15 protein-coding genes and 2 pseudogenes are annotated in these 17,820 nt (G+C 72.5%); 10 read left to right on the top strand and 7 right to left on the bottom strand.

What is annotated here, in order from left to right:
• Window positions 1-75: 75 nt before the first annotated feature.
• The 3 genes from ACWBNA_RS22190 (at window position 76) to ACWBNA_RS22180 (ending at window position 2,607) form a co-directional block, all read left to right on the top strand.
• Window positions 76-1,254 carry a thiolase C-terminal domain-containing protein gene (locus ACWBNA_RS22190; protein ID WP_482706185.1) on the top strand — a complete coding sequence of 393 codons (1,179 nt, stop codon included), beginning with the start codon at window positions 76-78 and terminating at the stop codon, window positions 1,252-1,254.
• A 235-nt stretch (window positions 1,255-1,489) separates the two neighbouring features.
• Window positions 1,490-1,915 carry a pyridoxamine 5'-phosphate oxidase family protein gene (locus ACWBNA_RS22185; protein ID WP_482706184.1) on the top strand — a complete coding sequence of 142 codons (426 nt, stop codon included), beginning with the start codon at window positions 1,490-1,492 and terminating at the stop codon, window positions 1,913-1,915.
• 26 nt (window positions 1,916-1,941) lie between these two features.
• The gene (locus tag ACWBNA_RS22180) at window positions 1,942-2,607 is read left to right on the top strand and encodes a pyridoxine/pyridoxamine 5'-phosphate oxidase (RefSeq protein WP_482706183.1); all 666 of its coding nucleotides are present in this window, start codon (window positions 1,942-1,944) and stop codon (window positions 2,605-2,607) included.
• Between the two features lie 70 nt (window positions 2,608-2,677).
• Here the strand turns inward: ACWBNA_RS22180 and ACWBNA_RS22175 are convergent, their stop codons facing one another.
• The 4 genes from ACWBNA_RS22175 to ACWBNA_RS22160 form a co-directional block, all read right to left on the bottom strand.
• Window positions 2,678-3,559, bottom strand: coding sequence for a GNAT family N-acetyltransferase (locus ACWBNA_RS22175; RefSeq protein ID WP_482706182.1), 882 nt, complete (start codon window positions 3,557-3,559; stop codon window positions 2,678-2,680).
• A 62-nt stretch (window positions 3,560-3,621) separates the two neighbouring features.
• On the bottom strand, window positions 3,622-4,233 hold the full coding sequence (locus ACWBNA_RS22170; RefSeq protein ID WP_482706181.1) for a GNAT family N-acetyltransferase: 612 nt from the start codon (window positions 4,231-4,233) through the stop codon (window positions 3,622-3,624).
• A gap of 466 nt (window positions 4,234-4,699) precedes the next feature.
• Window positions 4,700-5,110, bottom strand: a complete 411-nt coding sequence (locus ACWBNA_RS22165; RefSeq protein ID WP_482706180.1) for a Zn-ribbon domain-containing OB-fold protein — start codon at window positions 5,108-5,110, stop codon at window positions 4,700-4,702.
• Complete coding sequence (locus tag ACWBNA_RS22160) at window positions 5,107-5,556, bottom strand: DoxX family protein (protein ID WP_482706179.1); 450 nt, start codon at window positions 5,554-5,556, stop codon at window positions 5,107-5,109. The genes ACWBNA_RS22165 and ACWBNA_RS22160 overlap by 4 nt, the downstream gene beginning before the upstream one ends.
• 368 nt (window positions 5,557-5,924) lie before the next feature.
• On the opposite strand from ACWBNA_RS22160, the gene ACWBNA_RS22155 reads away from it, so the two are divergent.
• The 6 genes and pseudogenes from ACWBNA_RS22155 (at window position 5,925) to ACWBNA_RS22130 (ending at window position 12,895) form a co-directional block, all read left to right on the top strand.
• The gene (locus tag ACWBNA_RS22155; RefSeq protein ID WP_482706178.1) at window positions 5,925-7,142 is read left to right on the top strand and encodes a flavin-containing monooxygenase; all 1,218 of its coding nucleotides are present in this window, start codon (window positions 5,925-5,927) and stop codon (window positions 7,140-7,142) included.
• A gap of 167 nt (window positions 7,143-7,309) precedes the next feature.
• Entirely contained in the window at window positions 7,310-8,797 is a 1,488-nt protein-coding gene (locus ACWBNA_RS22150) for a flavin monoamine oxidase family protein (RefSeq protein ID WP_482706177.1), read from the top strand.
• 172 nt (window positions 8,798-8,969) lie between these two features.
• Window positions 8,970-10,487 (top strand): annotated as a pseudogene (locus ACWBNA_RS22145) (CoA-binding protein); the annotation flags it as partial.
• Between the two features lie 21 nt (window positions 10,488-10,508).
• Window positions 10,509-11,324, top strand: a pseudogene (locus ACWBNA_RS22140) (acetate--CoA ligase family protein); the annotation flags it as partial.
• Window positions 11,325-11,391: 67 nt separating this feature from the next.
• On the top strand, window positions 11,392-12,213 hold the full coding sequence (locus ACWBNA_RS22135) for an enoyl-CoA hydratase/isomerase family protein (protein ID WP_482706176.1): 822 nt from the start codon (window positions 11,392-11,394) through the stop codon (window positions 12,211-12,213).
• 64 nt (window positions 12,214-12,277) lie between these two features.
• Window positions 12,278-12,895, top strand: a complete 618-nt coding sequence (locus tag ACWBNA_RS22130) for a flavin reductase family protein (protein WP_482706175.1) — start codon at window positions 12,278-12,280, stop codon at window positions 12,893-12,895.
• 220 nt (window positions 12,896-13,115) lie between these two features.
• Here the strand turns inward: ACWBNA_RS22130 and ACWBNA_RS22125 are convergent, their stop codons facing one another.
• A complete protein-coding gene (locus ACWBNA_RS22125) occupies window positions 13,116-14,420 on the bottom strand; it encodes an MFS transporter (protein WP_482706174.1) in 1,305 nt (434 codons plus the stop codon).
• 71 nt (window positions 14,421-14,491) lie between these two features.
• Between ACWBNA_RS22125 and ACWBNA_RS22120 the strand changes: the two genes are divergently transcribed.
• On the top strand, window positions 14,492-15,544 hold the full coding sequence (locus ACWBNA_RS22120) for a GlxA family transcriptional regulator (protein ID WP_482706173.1): 1,053 nt from the start codon (window positions 14,492-14,494) through the stop codon (window positions 15,542-15,544).
• A gap of 51 nt (window positions 15,545-15,595) precedes the next feature.
• Here the strand turns inward: ACWBNA_RS22120 and ACWBNA_RS22115 are convergent, their stop codons facing one another.
• Window positions 15,596-16,645, bottom strand: coding sequence for a Zn-dependent alcohol dehydrogenase (locus ACWBNA_RS22115; protein WP_482706172.1), 1,050 nt, complete (start codon window positions 16,643-16,645; stop codon window positions 15,596-15,598).
• A 14-nt stretch (window positions 16,646-16,659) separates the two neighbouring features.
• Entirely contained in the window at window positions 16,660-17,805 is a 1,146-nt protein-coding gene (locus ACWBNA_RS22110; RefSeq protein WP_482706171.1) for an acyl-CoA dehydrogenase family protein, read from the bottom strand.
• Between the last annotated feature and the right edge of the window lie 15 nt (window positions 17,806-17,820).

Raw genomic sequence — 17,820 nt, 5'->3', positions numbered from 1 at the left:
TAGGGCGGGGAGGACGGGAAGCCCAGCCCCGCGACACCTGCCGCGCACCACCTAATCTGATGTACCGTCAGATTCATGAGGACGGGATCCCGGAAAGTGGCGATCGTCGGCGTCTCCCTCTCCGACTGCGGCCGCGTGGACGACGCGACCCCGTACGCCCTGCACGCCCAGGCGGCCCGCCGGGCCCTCGCCGACGCGGGACTCGGCAGGGAGGTGGTCGACGGCTTCGCCTCGGCGGGCACGGGCACCCTCGCGCCCGTGGAGGTCGCCGAGTACCTGGGCCTGCGCCCCACCTGGGTCGACTCGACGTCCGTGGGCGGCTCGACCTGGGAGGTCATGGCGGCGCACGCGGCGGACGCGATCGCCGCCGGCCACGCGAACGCGGTGCTCCTGGCCTACGGCTCGACGGCCCGCGCCGACATCAAGGCCGGCCGCCGGACCGGCACCCTCTCCTTCGGCGCCCGCGGCCCCCTCCAGTTCGAGGTGCCGTACGGCCACACCCTCATCGCCAAGTACGCCATGGCGGCCCGCCGCCACATGCTCGAACACGGCACGACGATCGAGCAGTTGGCCGAGGTCGCCGTCCAGGCCCGCGCGAACGCCGCCCTGAACCCCGAGGCGATGTTCCGCGACCCGGTCACGGTCGACGACGTCCTGTCCGGCCCGATGATCGCGGACCCCTTCACCAAGCTCCACTGCTGTCTGCGCTCCGACGGCGGCGCGGCGGTGCTGCTCGCCGCCGAGGAGTACGTACGGGACTGCCGTACGGCACCGGTGTGGATCCTCGGCACCGGCGAGCACGTCTCGCACTCCGCCATGTCGGAGTGGCCCGACTTCACGACCTCCCCTGCGGCGGTGAGCGGACGACTGGCCTTCCAGCGGGCGGGAGTGCGGCCCCAGGAGATCGACTTCGCCGAGATCTACGACGCCTTCACCTACATGACGTTGGTGACGCTGGAGGACCTCGGCTTCTGCGCGAAGGGCGAGGGCGGGCCGTTCGTGGAGAAGGGACGGCTCAGGGTCGAGGGCGGGGACCTGCCGGTGAACACGGACGGGGGCGGGCTGTCGGCCCAGCATCCCGGGATGCGGGGCCTGTTCCTGCTGGTGGAGGCGGTACGACAGCTGCGGGGCGAGGCGGAGGGCCGCCAGGTGCGCAAGAACGGCGGACGGCTGCCGGAGCTGGCGGTGGCCTCGGGGACGGGCGGGTGGTTCTGCTCCTCGGGGACGGTGGTGCTGGGGCGGACTCGGCCGTAGGGAGGGTGTTTCGTCCGGTCACGTCGGCCGGGGACACAGGACGCGCCGGTCGGTCTCGCGGTCCGACCCAGCGCTGACCATGACCTCGCCGGTCGGTGTCGAGGTCCGGCGGGACGGGAACACGGGCCTCGCCGGTTGGGTGTCGCGATCTGGCAGAGGCGGGAACACGGGCCTCGCCGGTCGGTGTTGCGGTCTGACAGAGGACGATGACGCCCGAGCCGCTGGAGGAGTTCGCATGGCCCTGACCCGCGAAGATCGTGAGCAGTTCCTGGCCGAGCCGCACATCGCCGCCCTCGCGGTCGACGCGGGAGCGGGGCGCGCTCCGCTGACCGTGCCGATCTGGTACCAGTGCGAGCCGGACGGCACGGTGTGGATCATGACGGCGCTCGACTCCCGCAAGAACGAACTGATCCGCGCCGCGGGCCGTTTCACGCTCATGGTCGACCGACTGGAACCCACCATCCGGTACGTGTCGGTCGAGGGCCCGGTCATCGACACGGCTCCCGCCACCATCGAGCAGCTCCGGGAGATCTCCGCGCGCTACCTCCCGGCCGACAAGGTGGACGGGTACGTCGACGTGGCCTGGAAGGAGCACGGCGAGCAGGTCGTGATCCGGATGCGGCCCGAGCGCTGGGTGTCGTCGGACCTCGGTACGGTCTGAGGCCCGACAGGCGTGACAATCGGGGGATGGGAACGGATCTTCATGAACTGCTGAGGTCACTGCGCGTGTGGGACCCGGAGGTCACCACGCTGCCGGCCTTCGACCCGAGCACCGCCCCGGTCGACCCCCTCCCCCTGTTCACCACGTGGTTCGCCGAGGCGGTGGCGGCCGGGCAGACCGAGCCGCACACCATGTCCCTCGCCACGTCGGACGCGGAGGGCCGGCCGGACGTACGGACCGTGATGCTGCACGGCGCCGACGCGGACGGCTGGTCCTTCGCGACCCACGTCACCAGCCGCAAGGGCGCGCAGCTGACCGCCCGGCCGTACGCCGCGCTCGGCTTCTACTGGCCGGTCCACGGCCGCCAGGTGCGCGTCCGCGGCCCGGTCACGGCGGCCCCGTCCGGGGAGGGCCAGGCGGATCTGCACGCCCGCTCCACCGGGGCGCTGGCGGCCGCCCTCACCGGGCGGCAAAGCGAGGTACTCGCCTCGCTCGACGAGCTGGAGCGGGTCTCGCGGGCCGCCTGGGAACGGGCGCAGGACGAACCGGAGGCCCCGGTGCCCTCCTGGACGCTGTACCGCCTCCGGCCGGAGGAGGTGGAGTTCTTCCAGGGGGACGTGCGACGGCAGCACGTACGGCTGGTGTACCGGCGCGGGGAGGATGCCTGGGCGAGGGAACTGCTCTGGCCCTGACGGGTCCACGGCGAGAACCTGACGGCACTGTTCCTGGAACCTGACGGCCCTGTTCCTGAACCTGACGGCCCTATCGCGAGAACCCGTACACCGCGAAGTCGGCGACCGGCCGGTACCCGATCCGCTGGTACAGCGCGTTGCTGGTGGGGTTGTCCAGGTCCGTGAAGAGCAGCACCTCGTCCGCGCCCGCCTCCCGCGCCGCCCGGCTGACCTCGGCGGTGACGGCACCGGCGTATCCACGTCCGCGCAGGTGCGCCGGTGTGTAGACGGGGGCCACCCGGACCTGGCCGGCGACCGTCGGAGTCACTCCTGCCATGGCGACGGGCGTACCGTCCGGGCTCTCCCAGAAAGTGACGCCGCCATAGGCGATACGGGCGTCGACCCAGGCATCGGCGTTCGCGGGGGTGCGCTCACCGACGGCCTCCGCGAACTCGCCGTGCCACCGCACGAGTCGGGCCCGGTCGGGCTCCGCGGCGACCCTGGCCCGGCCCTCCGGGACCGGCTCCGGCATCGTCAACTTGCCCAGCCTGTACAGCCGTTGGCGCTCCTCGAGCGTGACGTCGGCTCCCGTGCGGGCCCGCCACGCCTCGGCGAAGGCCTCGGCGGTGTCGCGGTCCGCGCCGACACCGGGGAGTGGTCGCCCGACCTCGGCCAGGTGGGCGGCGAGGGAGTCTGCCTCCTCGGCGGTGAGCGCGGTGAGCTGCAGCCGGCGGGGCGGTGTCCGGAAGTAGGCCGCCCGTATCGCCCCCTCCCGCTCCAGGAGCCCGAAGACGGGCTGTCCATCGCCGTACGCGTGCCGGCCTCGGGTACGGAGACTCTCGGTCACCGTCAGGGCGAGAGTGTGGTGGGCGGGCCGGGAGCGCAGGAAGTCTCCGCCACGGGCCATGAAGGCGTCGAGGTCTTCGGTGCGGTGCCAGGTGCCTGCGGCGCGGGGTCGGTCGTCGGGGCGCATGCCTTCATGATCCCGCCGACCGTCTGACAACTCCCTTGATTTTTCCGCGACCTGGAGAGGGACTACGGCACGGGCTCCGGGTCCGGGTCTGACGCCAGGCGTGCGTGCAGGTGTACGTCCCGGAAGGCGTCCTTCCGGCCCGCCTCGAACATCGCGTCCCGCAGCGTGCCCTCGTGGCGGAAGCCGCACCGCTCGGCGACCCTGCAGGAGGCGTCGTGGCCGACGGCGTGGCCGAGTTCGAGGCGGTGGAGGCCGAGGTCGGTGAGGGCCCAGCGGGAGGTGAGGGCGAGGGCGCCGGAGGCGACGCGACGGCCGCGGGCCTCGGGGAGGACCCAGTAGCCGACGCGGGCCAGGCGCAGGTTTCGGTCGATCGCGTTGACGCCGATGTGGCCGAGAGGCGTACCGGTGTCGGCGTCCGTCACGCAGTACGACACCGAGGTCCCCTCGATCGCCTGCACCGCCTTGGAGCGCAGCGACTCGCGAGCGCCGTCGATGTCGGTGACCGGCCTGAGCGGTGTGTTCCAGCGCCGGACCTCCGGGTCGGTCGCGCCGCGGAGATAGGCCGCGACGTCGGCTTCGGACCGGGGGTCCCAGGGGCGCAGACGTATGTGGGGGGTGAGCAGGTCGGGGAAGGGGCGGGTGCGGCTGCCGTGCTGGTCGTCGACGTGGGTCATCGGCCCATTGAAGCCCCTCGGCGTGCCCCGCCGAAGCCACTCGGGGTCACCGGAGCGTCCGCGGCCCGCCGAAGCCGCGCGGGGGCCGCCGACGCGCCCACAACCCGGACAGGCCCGCCGGGATCACCGGTGCGTCCGCGGACCGCCGAAGCCACCCGGCCTCACCGGTGCGTCCAACAACCCGCCGAAGCCGCCCGGGGCCACCGACGCTCCCGCAGGCCGCCCAAGCCCGCCCGAGCTCACCGGTGCCTCCACGACCCGCACAGGCCGCTCGGCCTCACCGACGCGTCCACAACCCGCCCAGGCCGCTCGGGATCACCGGTGCCTTCGCGGCCGCCGGAGTCGCCCGACCTCCCTCGTGTGCCCTGACCCCGCCCAAGCCCTCCGGCCTCACTGGTGAATCCCGATCCCGCCCAAGCCCCCCGGCCTCACTCGTGAATCCCGATCCCGCCCAAGCCCCCCGGCCTCACTCGTGGATCCCGATCCCGCCCGGCGGCCGGAACACCGGCACCCCCTCCCGGAAGGCGACCTCCAGCTCCATCCCGGCCCGCAGCCGGTCGGGCGGGCACTCCACGACCTCCGTCATCATCCGCGGGCCCTCGGCGAGGTCGACGACCGCGGGGACGTACGGGGTGCGGGCGGCGAAGGGCGGCAGGTCGTTGCGGTGGACGACGGACCAGGTGTAGAGCGTGGCCCGGCCGCTCGCCCGCTCCCAGTCGACGTCCTCACTCCAGCAGTGCGGGCAGAACTCGCGCGGGTAGTGGTGGGGCCGCCCGCACGCCTGGCAGCGCCGGATCAGCAGCCGCCCCTGTGCCGCCGCGTCCCAGTACGTCCGGGTGAAGGCGTCCGCCTCGGGGACGTCGTACCGCGCGGTCACGGGAACAGCCCGAGCGCGCTGTCCAGCGACCACGTCTGCCACGACATCCCGAACAGCGCCACCACCGAGATCAGCGCCATCATCGAGTTCTGCCCCTGCTCGGCCCAGTCGTGGATCATCAGCACGAGGTAGAGCAGGTTCAGCAGTAGTCCGCCGACCAGGGCGACCGGGGTGAGGAAGCCGAGGATCAGGCCGAGGCCGAGGGCGAGCTCCGCGTAGACGACGACGTACGCCATCGTCCTGGGACGCGGCGTGACGACGACGTCGAAGCCGCCGCGCACCGCCTTCCACCGGTGCTTGGCCGCCACGTCCGCGGCCCAGGCGATCCCGGCTCCCTCGAACCACGCCTTCTTGTCCTTGTGCCGCCAGCTCTCCAGCCACCACAGCCCGAGTCCAATGCGCAGCACGGCCAGCCACTGCGCACCGGTGAGCCAGATCGAGTCCATGAATCTGACGGTACGTCAGCTAACGGCCTTCGGGAACCCCGCGTCGGCCGGGAGGGACGGACCCGCCTCACCGGAAGGGACGCCCGCGACACCCGAGAGGGACGGCCCCCGCCGACCCGAAACAGTCCCCGAAGCAGTCCTCGCCCCCGAACGCGGCCCCGGTTTCCCGTCAGAACTCCGGCCGCCGCCCCCGACGCCGAGCCCACCGCACCCTGTGGGCTCGGCGTCGCGGCCTGTCCCGAGTCCTGCACAACCACGCGCGCCACACCACCGGTCCCACCCACTCCCCATACAGCCGTGATCAATCCGCAACCAATTCCGGTCTTGACCGAGACCCATCAACCCGGCATGTGATTACGCTCGCGCTCATGGCCGACTCCACAGCGTCCTCCCCCGCCTCCGCGAGTCCCGCGGAGCCGAACCAGGCAGACCGCCCCGTGTACGTCATCGGCGGCGGCCCGGGCGGACTCGCCGCCGCGTACGCACTGCGCGCCCAGGGCCTGCGCGCTGTCGTCCTGGAGAAGTCCGACCACGTCGGGGCGTCCTGGCGGCGCCACTACGACCGGCTGCACCTGCACACGACCCGCCGCCTTTCGAGCCTGCCGGGGCTGGCCATGCCACGCCGGTTCGGGCGCTGGGTCTCCCGGGACAACGTGGTGCGGTACCTGGAGAAGTACGCCGAGCACCACGAGCTGGAGATCGTCACCGGCGTCGAGGTCTCCCGGATCGAGCGCTCCCCCGACGGCACCGGCTGGCTGCTGCACGCCACCGGCGGCCGGGAGCTGACCGGCGCCGCGGTGGTCGTCGCCACCGGCTACAACCACACGCCCCGGGTGCCCGACTGGCCGGGACGCGACACCTTCAAGGGCGGCCTCCTGCACGCCGGCGACTACCGCAACGCCGAGCCCTACGCCGGCCGTGACGTCCTCGTCGTCGGCATCGGCAACACCGGCGCCGAGATCGCCGTCGACCTGGTGGAGGGCGGGGCCGCGCGGGTGCGGCTGTCGGTGCGCACGGTCCCGCACATCCTGCGCCGCTCGACCGCCGGCTGGGCCGCCCAGTACACGGGCGTGCTCGTACGGCGTCTGCCGGTGTCCCTCGTCGACCGGCTCGCGGGACCGGTGGGCAAGCTCAGCGTGCCCGACCTCTCCGCGCACGGCCTGCCCCGCCCCGACACCGGCCTCTACTCCCGCGTCAACGAGGGCTCGATCCCCGTCCAGGACGTCGGCCTGATCGACGCCGTCCGCAAGGGCGGGGTCGAGGTCGTGGCCGCCGTCGAGGCCTTCGAGGACGGCAAGGTCGTCCTCGCCGACGGCACCCGTATCGAACCGGACACGGTGATCGCGGCCACCGGGTACACCCGTGCCCTGGAGGGCCTGGTCGGCCACCTCGACGTGCTCGACGCCCGCGGCAAGCCGGTCGTGCACGGCGCCCGCTGCCCGGACAACGCCCCCGGCCTCTTCTTCAGCGGCTACACCAATCCCATCAGCGGCATGTTCCGCGAGCTGGCCATCGACGCGCAGAAGATCGCCAAGGTCATCGCCAAGGACGGGACAGGACGGGTGTCCCGTCTCCCCGTGACGTAGAAGACGTCAACTCGCTTACGTAGAGCCCCTGTTGCGTCTGGGTCAGATGTGCCGCGCGTACGCGCGGGAAGGGCCCTTTCACGCCACGCACGCCACGCACGTGCCCAGAATGTGAGCCCTGCTCACTTTCCGGCTCCACCCACCTCTCGCTACGACGGAGGATGCCCGTGGCACGTGAAAGACAGCTCTCCCGACGCACCCTGCTCGGCGGCGCCGCCGCGACCGCCGGCGCCGTCACCCTCACCACCACCGCCGCCGGCACGGCGTCGGCCGCCACCCGTGACGTGGACGTCGCCGTCGTCGGCGGCGGCCTGGCCGGGCTCACCGCGGCCCGTGACCTGGTCGCGGCCGGACGGACGGTGACCGTCCTGGAGGCCCGTGACCGCGTCGGCGGCCGGGTGGTGAACCTGCCGTTGGGCAACGGCCGAGTCACCGAGGGCGGCGGCGAGTTCATCGGCCCCACCCAGGACCGCATCAAGGCGCTCGCCGACTCCCTGGGCGTGGCGACCTTCCCCACCTACAACACCGGCAAGAACCTCCTCTACAAGGACGGCAAGAAGACGGCCTACGCCACCGACGGACTGCTCGGCGCCGTCCCGCCCATCGACGTGGCCGGCCTGGCCAACGCGGCGATCGTGCAGGCCTCGCTGGACGACATGGCCAAACAGATCCCGGTCGACGCGCCCTGGACCGCCGCGAAGGCCGAGGAGTGGGACCGGCAGACCTTCGAGACCTGGCTCCGCGCCAACGCCGTCGTCCCGTCCGCCAAGTTCCTCCTCGACGTGGCCTGCACCTCGATCTTCTCGGCCGAACCCCGTGAGCTCTCACTTCTGTTCGTCGTCTCCTACATCGCCGCCGCCGGCAACGCGTCGAACCCCGGCACTCTGGAACGCCTCACCGAGACCGCGAACGGCGCCCAGGAACTGCGCTTCATCGGCGGCTCCCAGCTGGTGCCGGTCAGACTCGCCGCCACGCTGGGCGACCGAGTGGTGCTGCGGGCCCCGGTCCGCTCCGTCGTACGGTCCGGCAGCCGATACGTGGTGACCGCGGACGGTACGACGGTCACCGCCGACCGCGTCGTCGTCGCGGTGCCCCCGCCCCTCGCCTCCCGGATCTCCTACGAGCCCCTCCTCCCCGCCGGCCGCGACCAGCTCACCCAGCGCCTTCCGATGGCCTCGGTCGGCAAGGCGATCGCCGTCTACGACACCCCCTTCTGGCGCGCTGACGGCCTCAACGGCCAGGTCGTCAGCGACACCGGAGTGATCAGCTCCACCTTCGACAACTCCCCGCCCGACGCCTCCTACGGCGCGCTGATGGGGTTCATCGAGGCCGACGAGATGCGGGCGCTGGACGCGGCGAGCGAGGCCGAGGTGAGGGCGGCCGTGCTGAAGGACTACGTGACGTACTTCGGCGAGAAAGCCGCCTCCCCTTCCTCCTTCGTCCTGCAACGCTGGAACAACGAGGCCTTCACCCGCGGCGGCCCCGTCTCCATCGCCGCACCCGGCGTCCTGACCCGGTACGGCCCGGCTCTGCGCGAGCCCGTCGGCGGCATCCACTGGGCCGGGACGGAGACCGCCACCTACTGGATGGGCTTCATGGACGGAGCCGTACGGTCGGGCGAGCGGGTGGCGAGGGAGGTACTGGCGGCGTTGTAGGAGTCCGTCGGGACCGACCGTCGTCCCAGAGCCCCCGGGGGGCCTTCTCCAGGTACTCTCCGCCGGTCCGCCCGGCATCCTTTGCGTGCACGACCATTCCTGACGTTCCGTCAATTCTGTAATCTGACACAGCGTCAGTTGTTTGTGCTGTCACACAGGAGCGGGCGGACCGATGCTTGGATCAACCCACGGCACTCTCACCACCGACTCCCGCGGCGCCCGGGTCATCGCCTGTGGCGAGCAACCCGGGCCCGCCGTCCACGGCCGGCCCGCCGAGGTCGACGACCTCGACGTCAGCGGACGGCCGCTGTACTCCACGGTCCCCGATCTGGACCGCTTCTTCCACCCCACGTCCGTCGCGGTGATCGGCGCCTCGGACACGGAGGGCCGCCCGAACACCGGCGTGACCCGCCAACTGCTCGCCTGGTCCGAACGCGTCGGGGCGCGACTGCACCCCGTGCACCCCACCCGCCCGTCCGTCTTCGACATCCCCTGCTCCTCCTCCGTCGCCGACCTGCCCGAACAGGTCGATCTCGCCGTACTGCTGGTCGCCGACCCCCTGCCCGTGATCGAGGAACTCGCCGAGGCCAAGGTGAGGTTCGCGGTCGCCTTCGCCTCCGGCTTCGCGGAGACCGGCGAGGAGGGTGCCGCCGCGCAGGCCCGCCTCGCCGCCGCCGTGCGCCGGTCCGGGATACGGCTGTTGGGGCCCAACACCAACCTCAACGCCTTCGAGCACTTCCGGGACGACCTGGACGGTCCGGCGATCGCCCTGATCACCCAGTCCGGCCACCAGGGCCGCCCCGTCTTCGCCCTCCAGGAACTCGGCGTCCGCCTGTCCCACTGGGCGCCCACCGGCAACGAGGCCGACCTGGAGACCTCCGACTTCCTCTCCTACTTCGCCGAGCAGCCCGAGGTCGGCGCCATCGCCTGCTACGTCGAGGGGCTCAAGGACGGCCGCTCCTTCCTGCTCGCCGCCGACCGGGCCGCCCGGCGCGGGGTGCCGGTCGTGGCGGTCAAGGTGGGCCGCACCGAGACCGGCGCCCGCACGGCCGCCTCACACACCGGCAAGCTGACCGGCGCGGACACCGTGGTGGACGCGGCGATGCGGCAGTACGGGGTGATCCGGGTCGACGGCCTCGACGAACTCCAGGACACCGCGGCCCTGTTGGCCCGAGCCCGGCCGCCCCGCGCCGACGGGGTCGTCGTCTATTCGATCTCGGGCGGCACGGGCGCGCACGTCGCCGACCTGGCGACCGAGGCGGGACTGCGGCTGCCGGAGCTGTCCGACGCCCGGCAGACCGAACTGCACCAGTGGATACCCGAGTACCTGAACGTCTCCAACCCCGTCGACAACGGCGGGCACCCGGTCGGCGACGAACGGGGCCGGAAGATCATCGACGCGATCCTCGACGACCCGGAGGTCGGCGTTCTGATCTGCCCGATCACCGGGCCCTTCCCGCCCCTGAGCGACAAGCTCGTCCAGGACCTGGTGGACGCCGCCGAGCGGACGGACAAGCTGGTGTGCGTGGTGTGGGGGTCGCCGGTCGGCACCGAGCCGGCGTACCGCGAGGTGCTGCTCGGCTCGTCCCGGGTGGCTACCTTCCGCACGGTCGCGAACTGTCTCACCGCCGTCCGCGCCCACCTCGACCACCACCGCTTCGTGACCGGCTACCGTTCCCCCTTCGACTCGGCGCCGCGCACCCCCTCGCCGTCCTTNCGGGTGGCTACCTTCCGCACGGTCGCGAACTGTCTCACCGCCGTCCGCGCCCACCTCGACCACCACCGCTTCGTGACCGGCTACCGTTCCCCCTTCGACTCGGCGCCGCGCACCCCCTCGCCGTCCTTCCGCAAGGCGCGCGAGCTGATGCGCCCCGGCCAGCAGCTGAGCGAGCACGCGGCGAAGCAACTGCTGCGGGCGTACGGAATCCGCGTACCGCGCGAGCAGTTGGTGACCAGTGCGGCGGCGGCCGTGCGCGCGGCCGGCCTGGTGGGCTACCCGGTGGTGATGAAGGCGTCCGGCGCGCGGATCGCCCACAAGACCGAGCTCGGCCTGGTGAAGATCGGCCTGACCTCGGCCAGCCAGGTCCGGGACGCCTACCGGGAGCTGACCGACATCGCCCGCTACGAGGACGTGTCCCTGGACGGCGTCCTCGTCTGCCAGATGGTCGAGCGGGGCGTCGAGATGGTCGTCGGTGTCACGCATGACCAGCTCTTCGGGCCGACGGTGACGGTGGGGCTCGGCGGTGTCCTCGTCGAGGTACTGCGGGACGTGGCCGTACGCGTGCCGCCCTTCGGCGAGAGGCAGGCGCGCGACATGTGTGACGAACTCCGGGGGCGGGCCCTCCTCGACGGGGTCCGGGGGCGCCCCCCGGCGGACCTCGACGCGCTCGTCGAAGTCGTCCTGCGCGTGCAGCGCATGGCCCTGGAACTCGGGGACCATCTCGCGGAACTCGACATCAACCCGCTGATGGTGCTGCCGCGCGGGCAGGGGGCGGTGGCGCTCGACGCCCTGGTGATGTGCAGCTGAAAGCGACACGGCTGAAATGGACGGGGCCGAAACGGACGGGGCCGAAATGAATGCAGCTGAGATGAACATGTCCAATTCCCCCCAAGAGCCCCGAAAATCCCTTGAGTCATTGGTACAGCACGCCACTGACAATCAGGTCTGCCGCATCACGCTCAACCGCCCCGAAGCCCTCAATGCCCTCACCCCTGACCAGCGCGAACGCGTCATCCGGCTACTGTCGGAGGCCTCCGCCGACCCGGCCGTACGGGCGGTCGTCATCACCGGCACAGGGCGTGGCTTCTGCGCGGGCGCGGACCTGCGCGGCGGACCGCCGGCGGGCGACCGCGTCGCCGGTGACGTGGCCCGCACGATCCGCGTCGGCGCCCAGCGTCTCGTCGCCGCCGTCCTCGACTGCGAGAAGCCGGTCATCGCCGCCGTGAACGGCACGGCGGCCGGCCTCGGCGCCCATCTCGCGTTCGCCTGCGACCTCGTACTCGCCGCGGAGTCCGCCAGGTTCATCGAGGTGTTCACGCGACGCGGGCTCGTCCCCGACGGCGGCGGCGCGTATCTCCTGCCCCGCCTGATCGGCCCGCAGCGCGCGAAGGAGCTGATGTTCTTCGGCGACGCGCTGACCGCGCCGGACGCGGCACGGCTCGGCCTGGTCAACCGGGCCGTCCCGGACGGGGAGTTGGACAAGACGGCCCGCGAGTGGTCCGAACGCCTCGCCACCGGCCCCACTCGCGCCCTCGCGCTCACCAAACAACTGGTCAACGCCTCCCTGGACGCCGACCGCACGACCGCCTTCGCCGCGGAGGCCGCCGCGCAGGAGATCAACATGACGACGGCGGACGCGCGGGAGGGCGTGGCGAGTTTCGTGGAGCGCAGGAAGCCCGGCTTCCGCGGCCGGTGAGCGCCTTCCGCGCTCCCGCCCGCCCCTTCCTATCTGACACGCCGTCAGCTTCAATGGGGATGTGATGGGACACGCAGGAATGGCCGCCGCAGCCGTCCGCTACCTCAGGTCCGGGCCCCACCCGGAGCCCGTGGAGCCGTTGCCGCGCCCCGAGTTGCGCTGTGTCCGCGAGGACGAGCGGTTGCCGGTCGACCAGGGCGAGTTCCGGCGCGTGCTGGGGAGCTTCGCGACCGGCGTGACCGTGGTGACGGCACCCGTCACCGACGGCGAACCCGGTCCCGCCGGTTTCGCCTGCCAGTCCTTCAGCTCCCTCTCCCTCGACCCGCCCCTGGTCGCCTTCATGGTCGGCCGTACGTCCACGACCTGGCCCCGCATCGCCCGCGCCGGGGTCTTCTGCGTCAACGTCCTGAGCGCGGGCCAGGGCGACCTGTGCCGCGCCTTCGCGGTGAGCGGCACGGACAAGTTCGCGGGCGTCCGGCACGACCCGGCACCCGTCACCGGCTCCCCCCGCCTGACCGGCGCCCTGGCGTGGGTCGACTGCGCCATCCACGCGGTGCACACGGGCGGCGACCACCTGATCGTGGTGGGACGCGTGGCGGCGCTGGGCACCGGCGACGAGGACCAGGAGCCGCTGCTGTTCCACAGGGGCCGCTTCGGCCGCCTTCTTCAGGGCCTGGTCTGACCGGCGGACCATGCCGCGGACGCGGGGCCCGGCTCGCCGTTCCGCGGCGTTGTCACCGGTCGCCGACTCCCCAGGCTCGACAGCCTCGCGCGGGGAACTCCCGTCGCGTCGACGCCCCCTCCGCCTCGCTGCTCGACGCCCCAGACCCCGCCCACCCGCGTCGACGAGCCGCCGCGAGCCGCCGCCGATGTCCCGCGACCCGATCCGCCGGACCGCAGCCCTAGCCCGCGACCAGCACGGGAGCGGCCGGCCGTCGCCGGATCACCAGCGCCATCAGCGCCGCCGCCGCGCACAGCGCGCCCGACGCGTACCAGACCATGTCGTACCTGCCGAAGACGTCGCGGGCCACGCCCCCCAGGACGGCCACGATCGCGGCACCGACCTGGTGGGAGGCGAGGATCCAGCCGAAGACGATGGCGCTGTCCTCGCCGTAGTGCTCCCGGCACAGGGCCACGGTGGGCGGGACGGTGGCGACCCAGTCCAGGCCGTAGAAGACGATGAAGAAGAGCATCGGCGGATGGATCGACGGGGCCAGCAGCATCGGGAGGAAGAGCAGGGAGACGCCCCGCAGCGCGTAGTACACCGCCAGCAGCCGACGCGAGTCGAAGCGGTCGGTGAACCAGCCGGAGGCGATCGTGCCGACGACGTCGAACACGCCGATGACCGCGAGCAGCGAGGCCGCCGCCGGGACCGGCATGCCGTGGTCGTGGGCGGCGGGCACGAAGTGGGTCTGGACCAGGCCGTTCGTGGAGGCGCCGCAGATGGCGAAGGTGCCGGCCAGCAGCCAGAAGGGACCGGTGCGGGCGGCCTTGAAGAGGACGGCCACGGCCCGGCGCGCGGCTCCCGGCGCGGGGGCCGGCTTCGGTACGAACTCCCGCGCGCCGTACGGGTTCAGCCCGACGTCCGCCGGGTGGTCGCGCAGCAGCAGCCATACGAACGGGACCACCGCGAGGGCGGAGAGGGCGACCGTGACGACCGCCGGGCGCCAGTCGTGGTACTCGACCGTCAGGGACAGCACCGGCAGGAAGATCAGCTGGCCGGAGGCCGAGGCGGCGGTGAGGATGCCGGTGACCAGGCCGCGCCGCTCGGTGAACCAGCGGTTGGTGACCGTGGCGGCGAAGGCCAGCGCCATCGAGCCGGAGCCCAGGCCGACCAGCAGACCCCAGCACAGCAGCAGTTGCCAGGCAGCCGTCATCCACACGGTCAGACCGGACCCGATCGCGATCATCAGCAGGGCCGCGGCGACGACCCTGCGGATGCCGAAACGGTCCATCAGCGCTGCCGCGAAGGGCGCGGTGAGCCCGTACAGCGCGAGGTTGAGGGAGACCGCCGCGCCGATCGTGCCGCGCGACCAGCCGAACTCCTGGTGCAGCGGGTCGATGAGCAGCCCGGGCAGGGAACGGAAGGCGGCGGCACCGATGATCGTCACGAAGGTGACGGCGGCGACGAACCACGCCCGGTGGATGCGGGCCTGCTTCTTCCCGGCGGGGGGTGCCGCCACGGCGGCTCGGCTTGTCTGAGTCACGACATAGAGCTTTCCGTCCGCGGCACGCGTGATCGAGTGGCCCGAAAGACATCATTCGCTAGGATCGGGCCATGGAAACGGCCACCGGCTCCCCAGACTTCCGTCCGCACCGCGTCGCCGTCCTCGCCCTCGACGGAGCGCTCCCCTTCGAACTCGGCATCCCGCACCGTATCTTCGGCCGCCCCAAGGACGCCGAGGGACGACATCTGTACGAGGTGATCACCTGCTCGATCCGGCCACCGGGCCCGGTCGAGACCGACGCCGACTTCTCCGTTCACGTCCCGCACGGCCCACAGGCCCTGGCGACCGCCGACACCGTGATCATCCCGGCCTCGTACGAGCTCGGCCCGGTCTTCGAGCAGGGCGTGCTGACCGACGGGCTGGCCGCCGCGCTCGCGCACATCCGCCCCGGCACCCGGATCGCCTCGATCTGCACCGGCGTCTACGTCCTGGCCGCCGCGGGGCTCCTCGACGGCCGGCCCGCCACCACGCACTGGGCCGAGGCCGAGCACCTCCAGCGGCTCTTTCCTCGGGTCAAGGTCGACGCGGACGTCCTGTTCATCGACGACGGCGACATCCTGACCTCGGCGGGCGTCGCCGCCGGCATCGACCTGTGCCTGCACATGGTGCGCCGCGACCACGGCACGGCGATCGCCAACGAGGTGGCCCGCCGAACAGTCGTACCGCCGCATCGCGACGGCGGACAGGCGCAGTACATCCACCGGCCCGTGCCCGACCCGCAGCTGGCGAGCACGACCTCCGCGCGCGCCTGGGCGCTGGGCCGTCTGCACGAGCCGATCCAGCTGCGGGACATGGCCGAGCAGGAGGCCATGTCGGTGCGCACCTTCACGCGCCGCTTCCGCGAGGAGGTCGGCGTCAGCCCCGGCCAGTGGCTCACCCAGCAGCGGGTGGAGCGGGCCCGCCACCTGCTGGAGTCCACCGACCTGTCCGTCGACCAGGTGGCCCGGGACGCGGGCTTCGGCACCGCCCAGTCGATGCGGCAGCACCTGCAGGCGGCCCTCGGCGTCACCCCCACCGCGTATCGCCGCACCTTCCGCGCCGGGGGCGCCGGGCCGGCAGTCGGCGGCCTCGACGGCTACGGCGGTGTCGGCGCCCCGCGGTGACCGGCCGACGCGGCGCCGCTCGCCACGCGTCCCGACACGCCCCGGACCCGCTCAGAAGGTCAGCACCCCGCGCGCCACCCGCCCCGCCTCCGCGTCCGCCACCGCCTTCTCGAAGTCCTCCACCGGATACGTCTGCGTCACCAACTCGTCGAGCAGCAGCCGTCCTTCCCGGTACAGCTCGGCGTACAGCGGGATGTCGCGCTGCGGGCGGGAGGAGCCGTAGCGGCAGCCGAGGACCGACTTGTCCAGGAACAGCGACGAGACGAGGAAGGACGCCTCGGCCGTGGCCGACGGGACGCCGAGGAGGACCGCCTGGCCGTGCCGGTCCAGCAGGTCGATCGCCTGGCGGATCAGCTCCACGCGGCCGACGCACTCGAAGACGTGGTCCGCCCCCGTCGGCAGGATGTCCCGCACCCCGTCCGTGGAGGTCAGGAAGTGGGTCGCGCCGAACCGCCGTGCCACCGCCTCCTTCGCCGGGTTCGCGTCCACGGCGACGATCCGCAGCGCGCCCGCGATCCGCGCGCCCTGCAGGACGTTCAGCCCGACCCCGCCGGTGCCGATCACCAGCACGCTGTCCCCCCGGTCCACCGCGGCCCGGTTGAGTACGGCACCCACCCCGGTCAGCACCCCGCACCCGATGAGCGCCGCGGACGGCAACGGGATGTCCCCCGGGATGCGCACCGCCTGCACGGCCTTCACCACGGTCCGTTCAGCGAAGGCGGAGTTGGACGCGAACTGGAACACCGGCCGCCCGCCCCGCGTGAACGGCCGCCCCGGCCGCCCGATGGCCTTCCGGCACATCGTCGGCCGCCCCCGGTCGCACTCGGCGCACGCCCCGCAGTTGGCGAGCGTCGACAGGGCCACGTGATCCCCGGGCGCCACATGCGTGACACCGGCCCCGACGGCCTCCACCACCCCCGCTCCCTCATGGCCGAGCACCACAGGAACGGGGAAGGGTATGGTCCCGTCCACCACGGACAGATCGCTGTGGCACAGCCCCGCCGCCGAGATCGCGACCAGCACCTCCCCGGGCCCCGGATCCCGTACGTCGAGGTCGTCCACGACCTCGGTCCGCGTCCCGTCGAACACCACGCCTCGCATCACGCAGCCCCCTGTCAGCCCTTGGGTTCTCTCGGCAGACCGAGCACGCGCTCGGCGATGATCGTGCGTTGGATCTGGTCGGAGCCGCCGTAGATCGTGTCGGCCCGGGAGAACAGGAACAGGTGCTGGAGCGGGTCGAGTTCGTACGGGGCCGAGGCCGACCAGCTGGCCGGCCCGACCGCTCCCGCCGCGCCCCGCACCAGCATCGCCAGCTCCCCGAGCCGCTGGTGCCAGCCGCCCCACAGCAGCTTGGCGACACTGGGTGCGCCCGCGTCACCCGAACTCCCCAGCGTGCGCAGGGCGTTCCAGCGCATCACGCGCAGCTCGGCCCACTGCCGCACGAGCCGTTCCCGTAGGACGGGATCGTCCACCGCGCCGGAGTCGACGGCCGCCCGCACGACCCGCCCCAGCTCCTGTGCGAAGCCGATCTGCTGGGCAAGCGTCGAGACGCCCCGCTCGAACCCGAGCAGACTCATCGCGACCCGCCACCCGCCGCCCTCGCCTCCGACGACGTGCTCCACGCGCGCGCGTGCCCCGTCGAAGAAGACCTCGTTGAAGTCGCTCGTGCCCGTCAGCTGCCGAATGGGCCGTACCTCGATCCGGCCGGGCTGGTCCATGGGGACGAGCAGGAAGGTGAGCCCGTGGTGGCGCCTCGACCCCGGTTCCGTACGGGCGAGAACGAAGCACCAGTCCGCCTCGTGCGCGAGGGACGTCCAGATCTTCTGGCCGGTGATCCGGTACGTCCCGTCGGCGCCGCGTTCGGCCTTCGTCCGCACCCCGGCCAGGTCCGACCCCGCGCCGGGCTCGCTGTAGCCCTGGCACCAGAGTTCCTCCCCCGCCGCGACCGGGGGCAGGAACCGGGACCTCTGCTCGTCGGTGCCGTGGGCGAGGAGTGTGGGGGCGAGCAGGTTCTCGCCGATGTGCCCGGAGCGCGGCGGCGCGGCCGAGCGGGCGTACTCCTCGGCCCACGCGACCTGCCGGGTGAGCGTGGCGGTGCGGTTGCCGTACCCGCCCTCGGGCCAGCCGAGCCCGATCCAGCCTGCTTTGCCGAGGGTGCGCTCCCAGGTCCGGCGATCGAGGGACGTGTCGACATGCGTCGCGAGCCATTCCCTCGCCTCCGCCCGGAACGCCTCGTCCTCGCCACTGAATCCAAAGTCCACAGGGCTCTCCTCTCA

The sequence above is a fragment of the Streptomyces sp. Q2 genome (assembly GCF_056820935.1).
The sequence above is the reverse complement of the archived record's forward strand: the minus strand, read 5'-3'. Positions and strand labels throughout refer to the sequence as shown.

Bases quoted from the DNA above. Each gene is read 5' to 3' on its own strand.
- ACWBNA_RS22190 (WP_482706185.1), top strand. From the start codon at position 76: ATGAGGACGGGATCCCGGAAAGTGGCGATCGTCGGCGTCTCCCTCTCC.
- ACWBNA_RS22185 (WP_482706184.1), top strand. From the start codon at position 1,490: ATGGCCCTGACCCGCGAAGATCGTGAGCAGTTCCTGGCCGAGCCGCAC.
- ACWBNA_RS22180 (WP_482706183.1), top strand. From the start codon at position 1,942: ATGGGAACGGATCTTCATGAACTGCTGAGGTCACTGCGCGTGTGGGAC.
- ACWBNA_RS22175 (WP_482706182.1), bottom strand. From the start codon at position 3,559: ATGCGCCCCGACGACCGACCCCGCGCCGCAGGCACCTGGCACCGCACC.
- ACWBNA_RS22170 (WP_482706181.1), bottom strand. From the start codon at position 4,233: ATGACCCACGTCGACGACCAGCACGGCAGCCGCACCCGCCCCTTCCCC.
- ACWBNA_RS22160 (WP_482706179.1), bottom strand. From the start codon at position 5,556: ATGGACTCGATCTGGCTCACCGGTGCGCAGTGGCTGGCCGTGCTGCGC.
- ACWBNA_RS22155 (WP_482706178.1), top strand. From the start codon at position 5,925: ATGGCCGACTCCACAGCGTCCTCCCCCGCCTCCGCGAGTCCCGCGGAG.
- ACWBNA_RS22135 (WP_482706176.1), top strand. From the start codon at position 11,392: ATGTCCAATTCCCCCCAAGAGCCCCGAAAATCCCTTGAGTCATTGGTA.
- ACWBNA_RS22130 (WP_482706175.1), top strand. From the start codon at position 12,278: ATGGGACACGCAGGAATGGCCGCCGCAGCCGTCCGCTACCTCAGGTCC.
- ACWBNA_RS22120 (WP_482706173.1), top strand. From the start codon at position 14,492: ATGGAAACGGCCACCGGCTCCCCAGACTTCCGTCCGCACCGCGTCGCC.
- ACWBNA_RS22115 (WP_482706172.1), bottom strand. From the start codon at position 16,645: ATGCGAGGCGTGGTGTTCGACGGGACGCGGACCGAGGTCGTGGACGAC.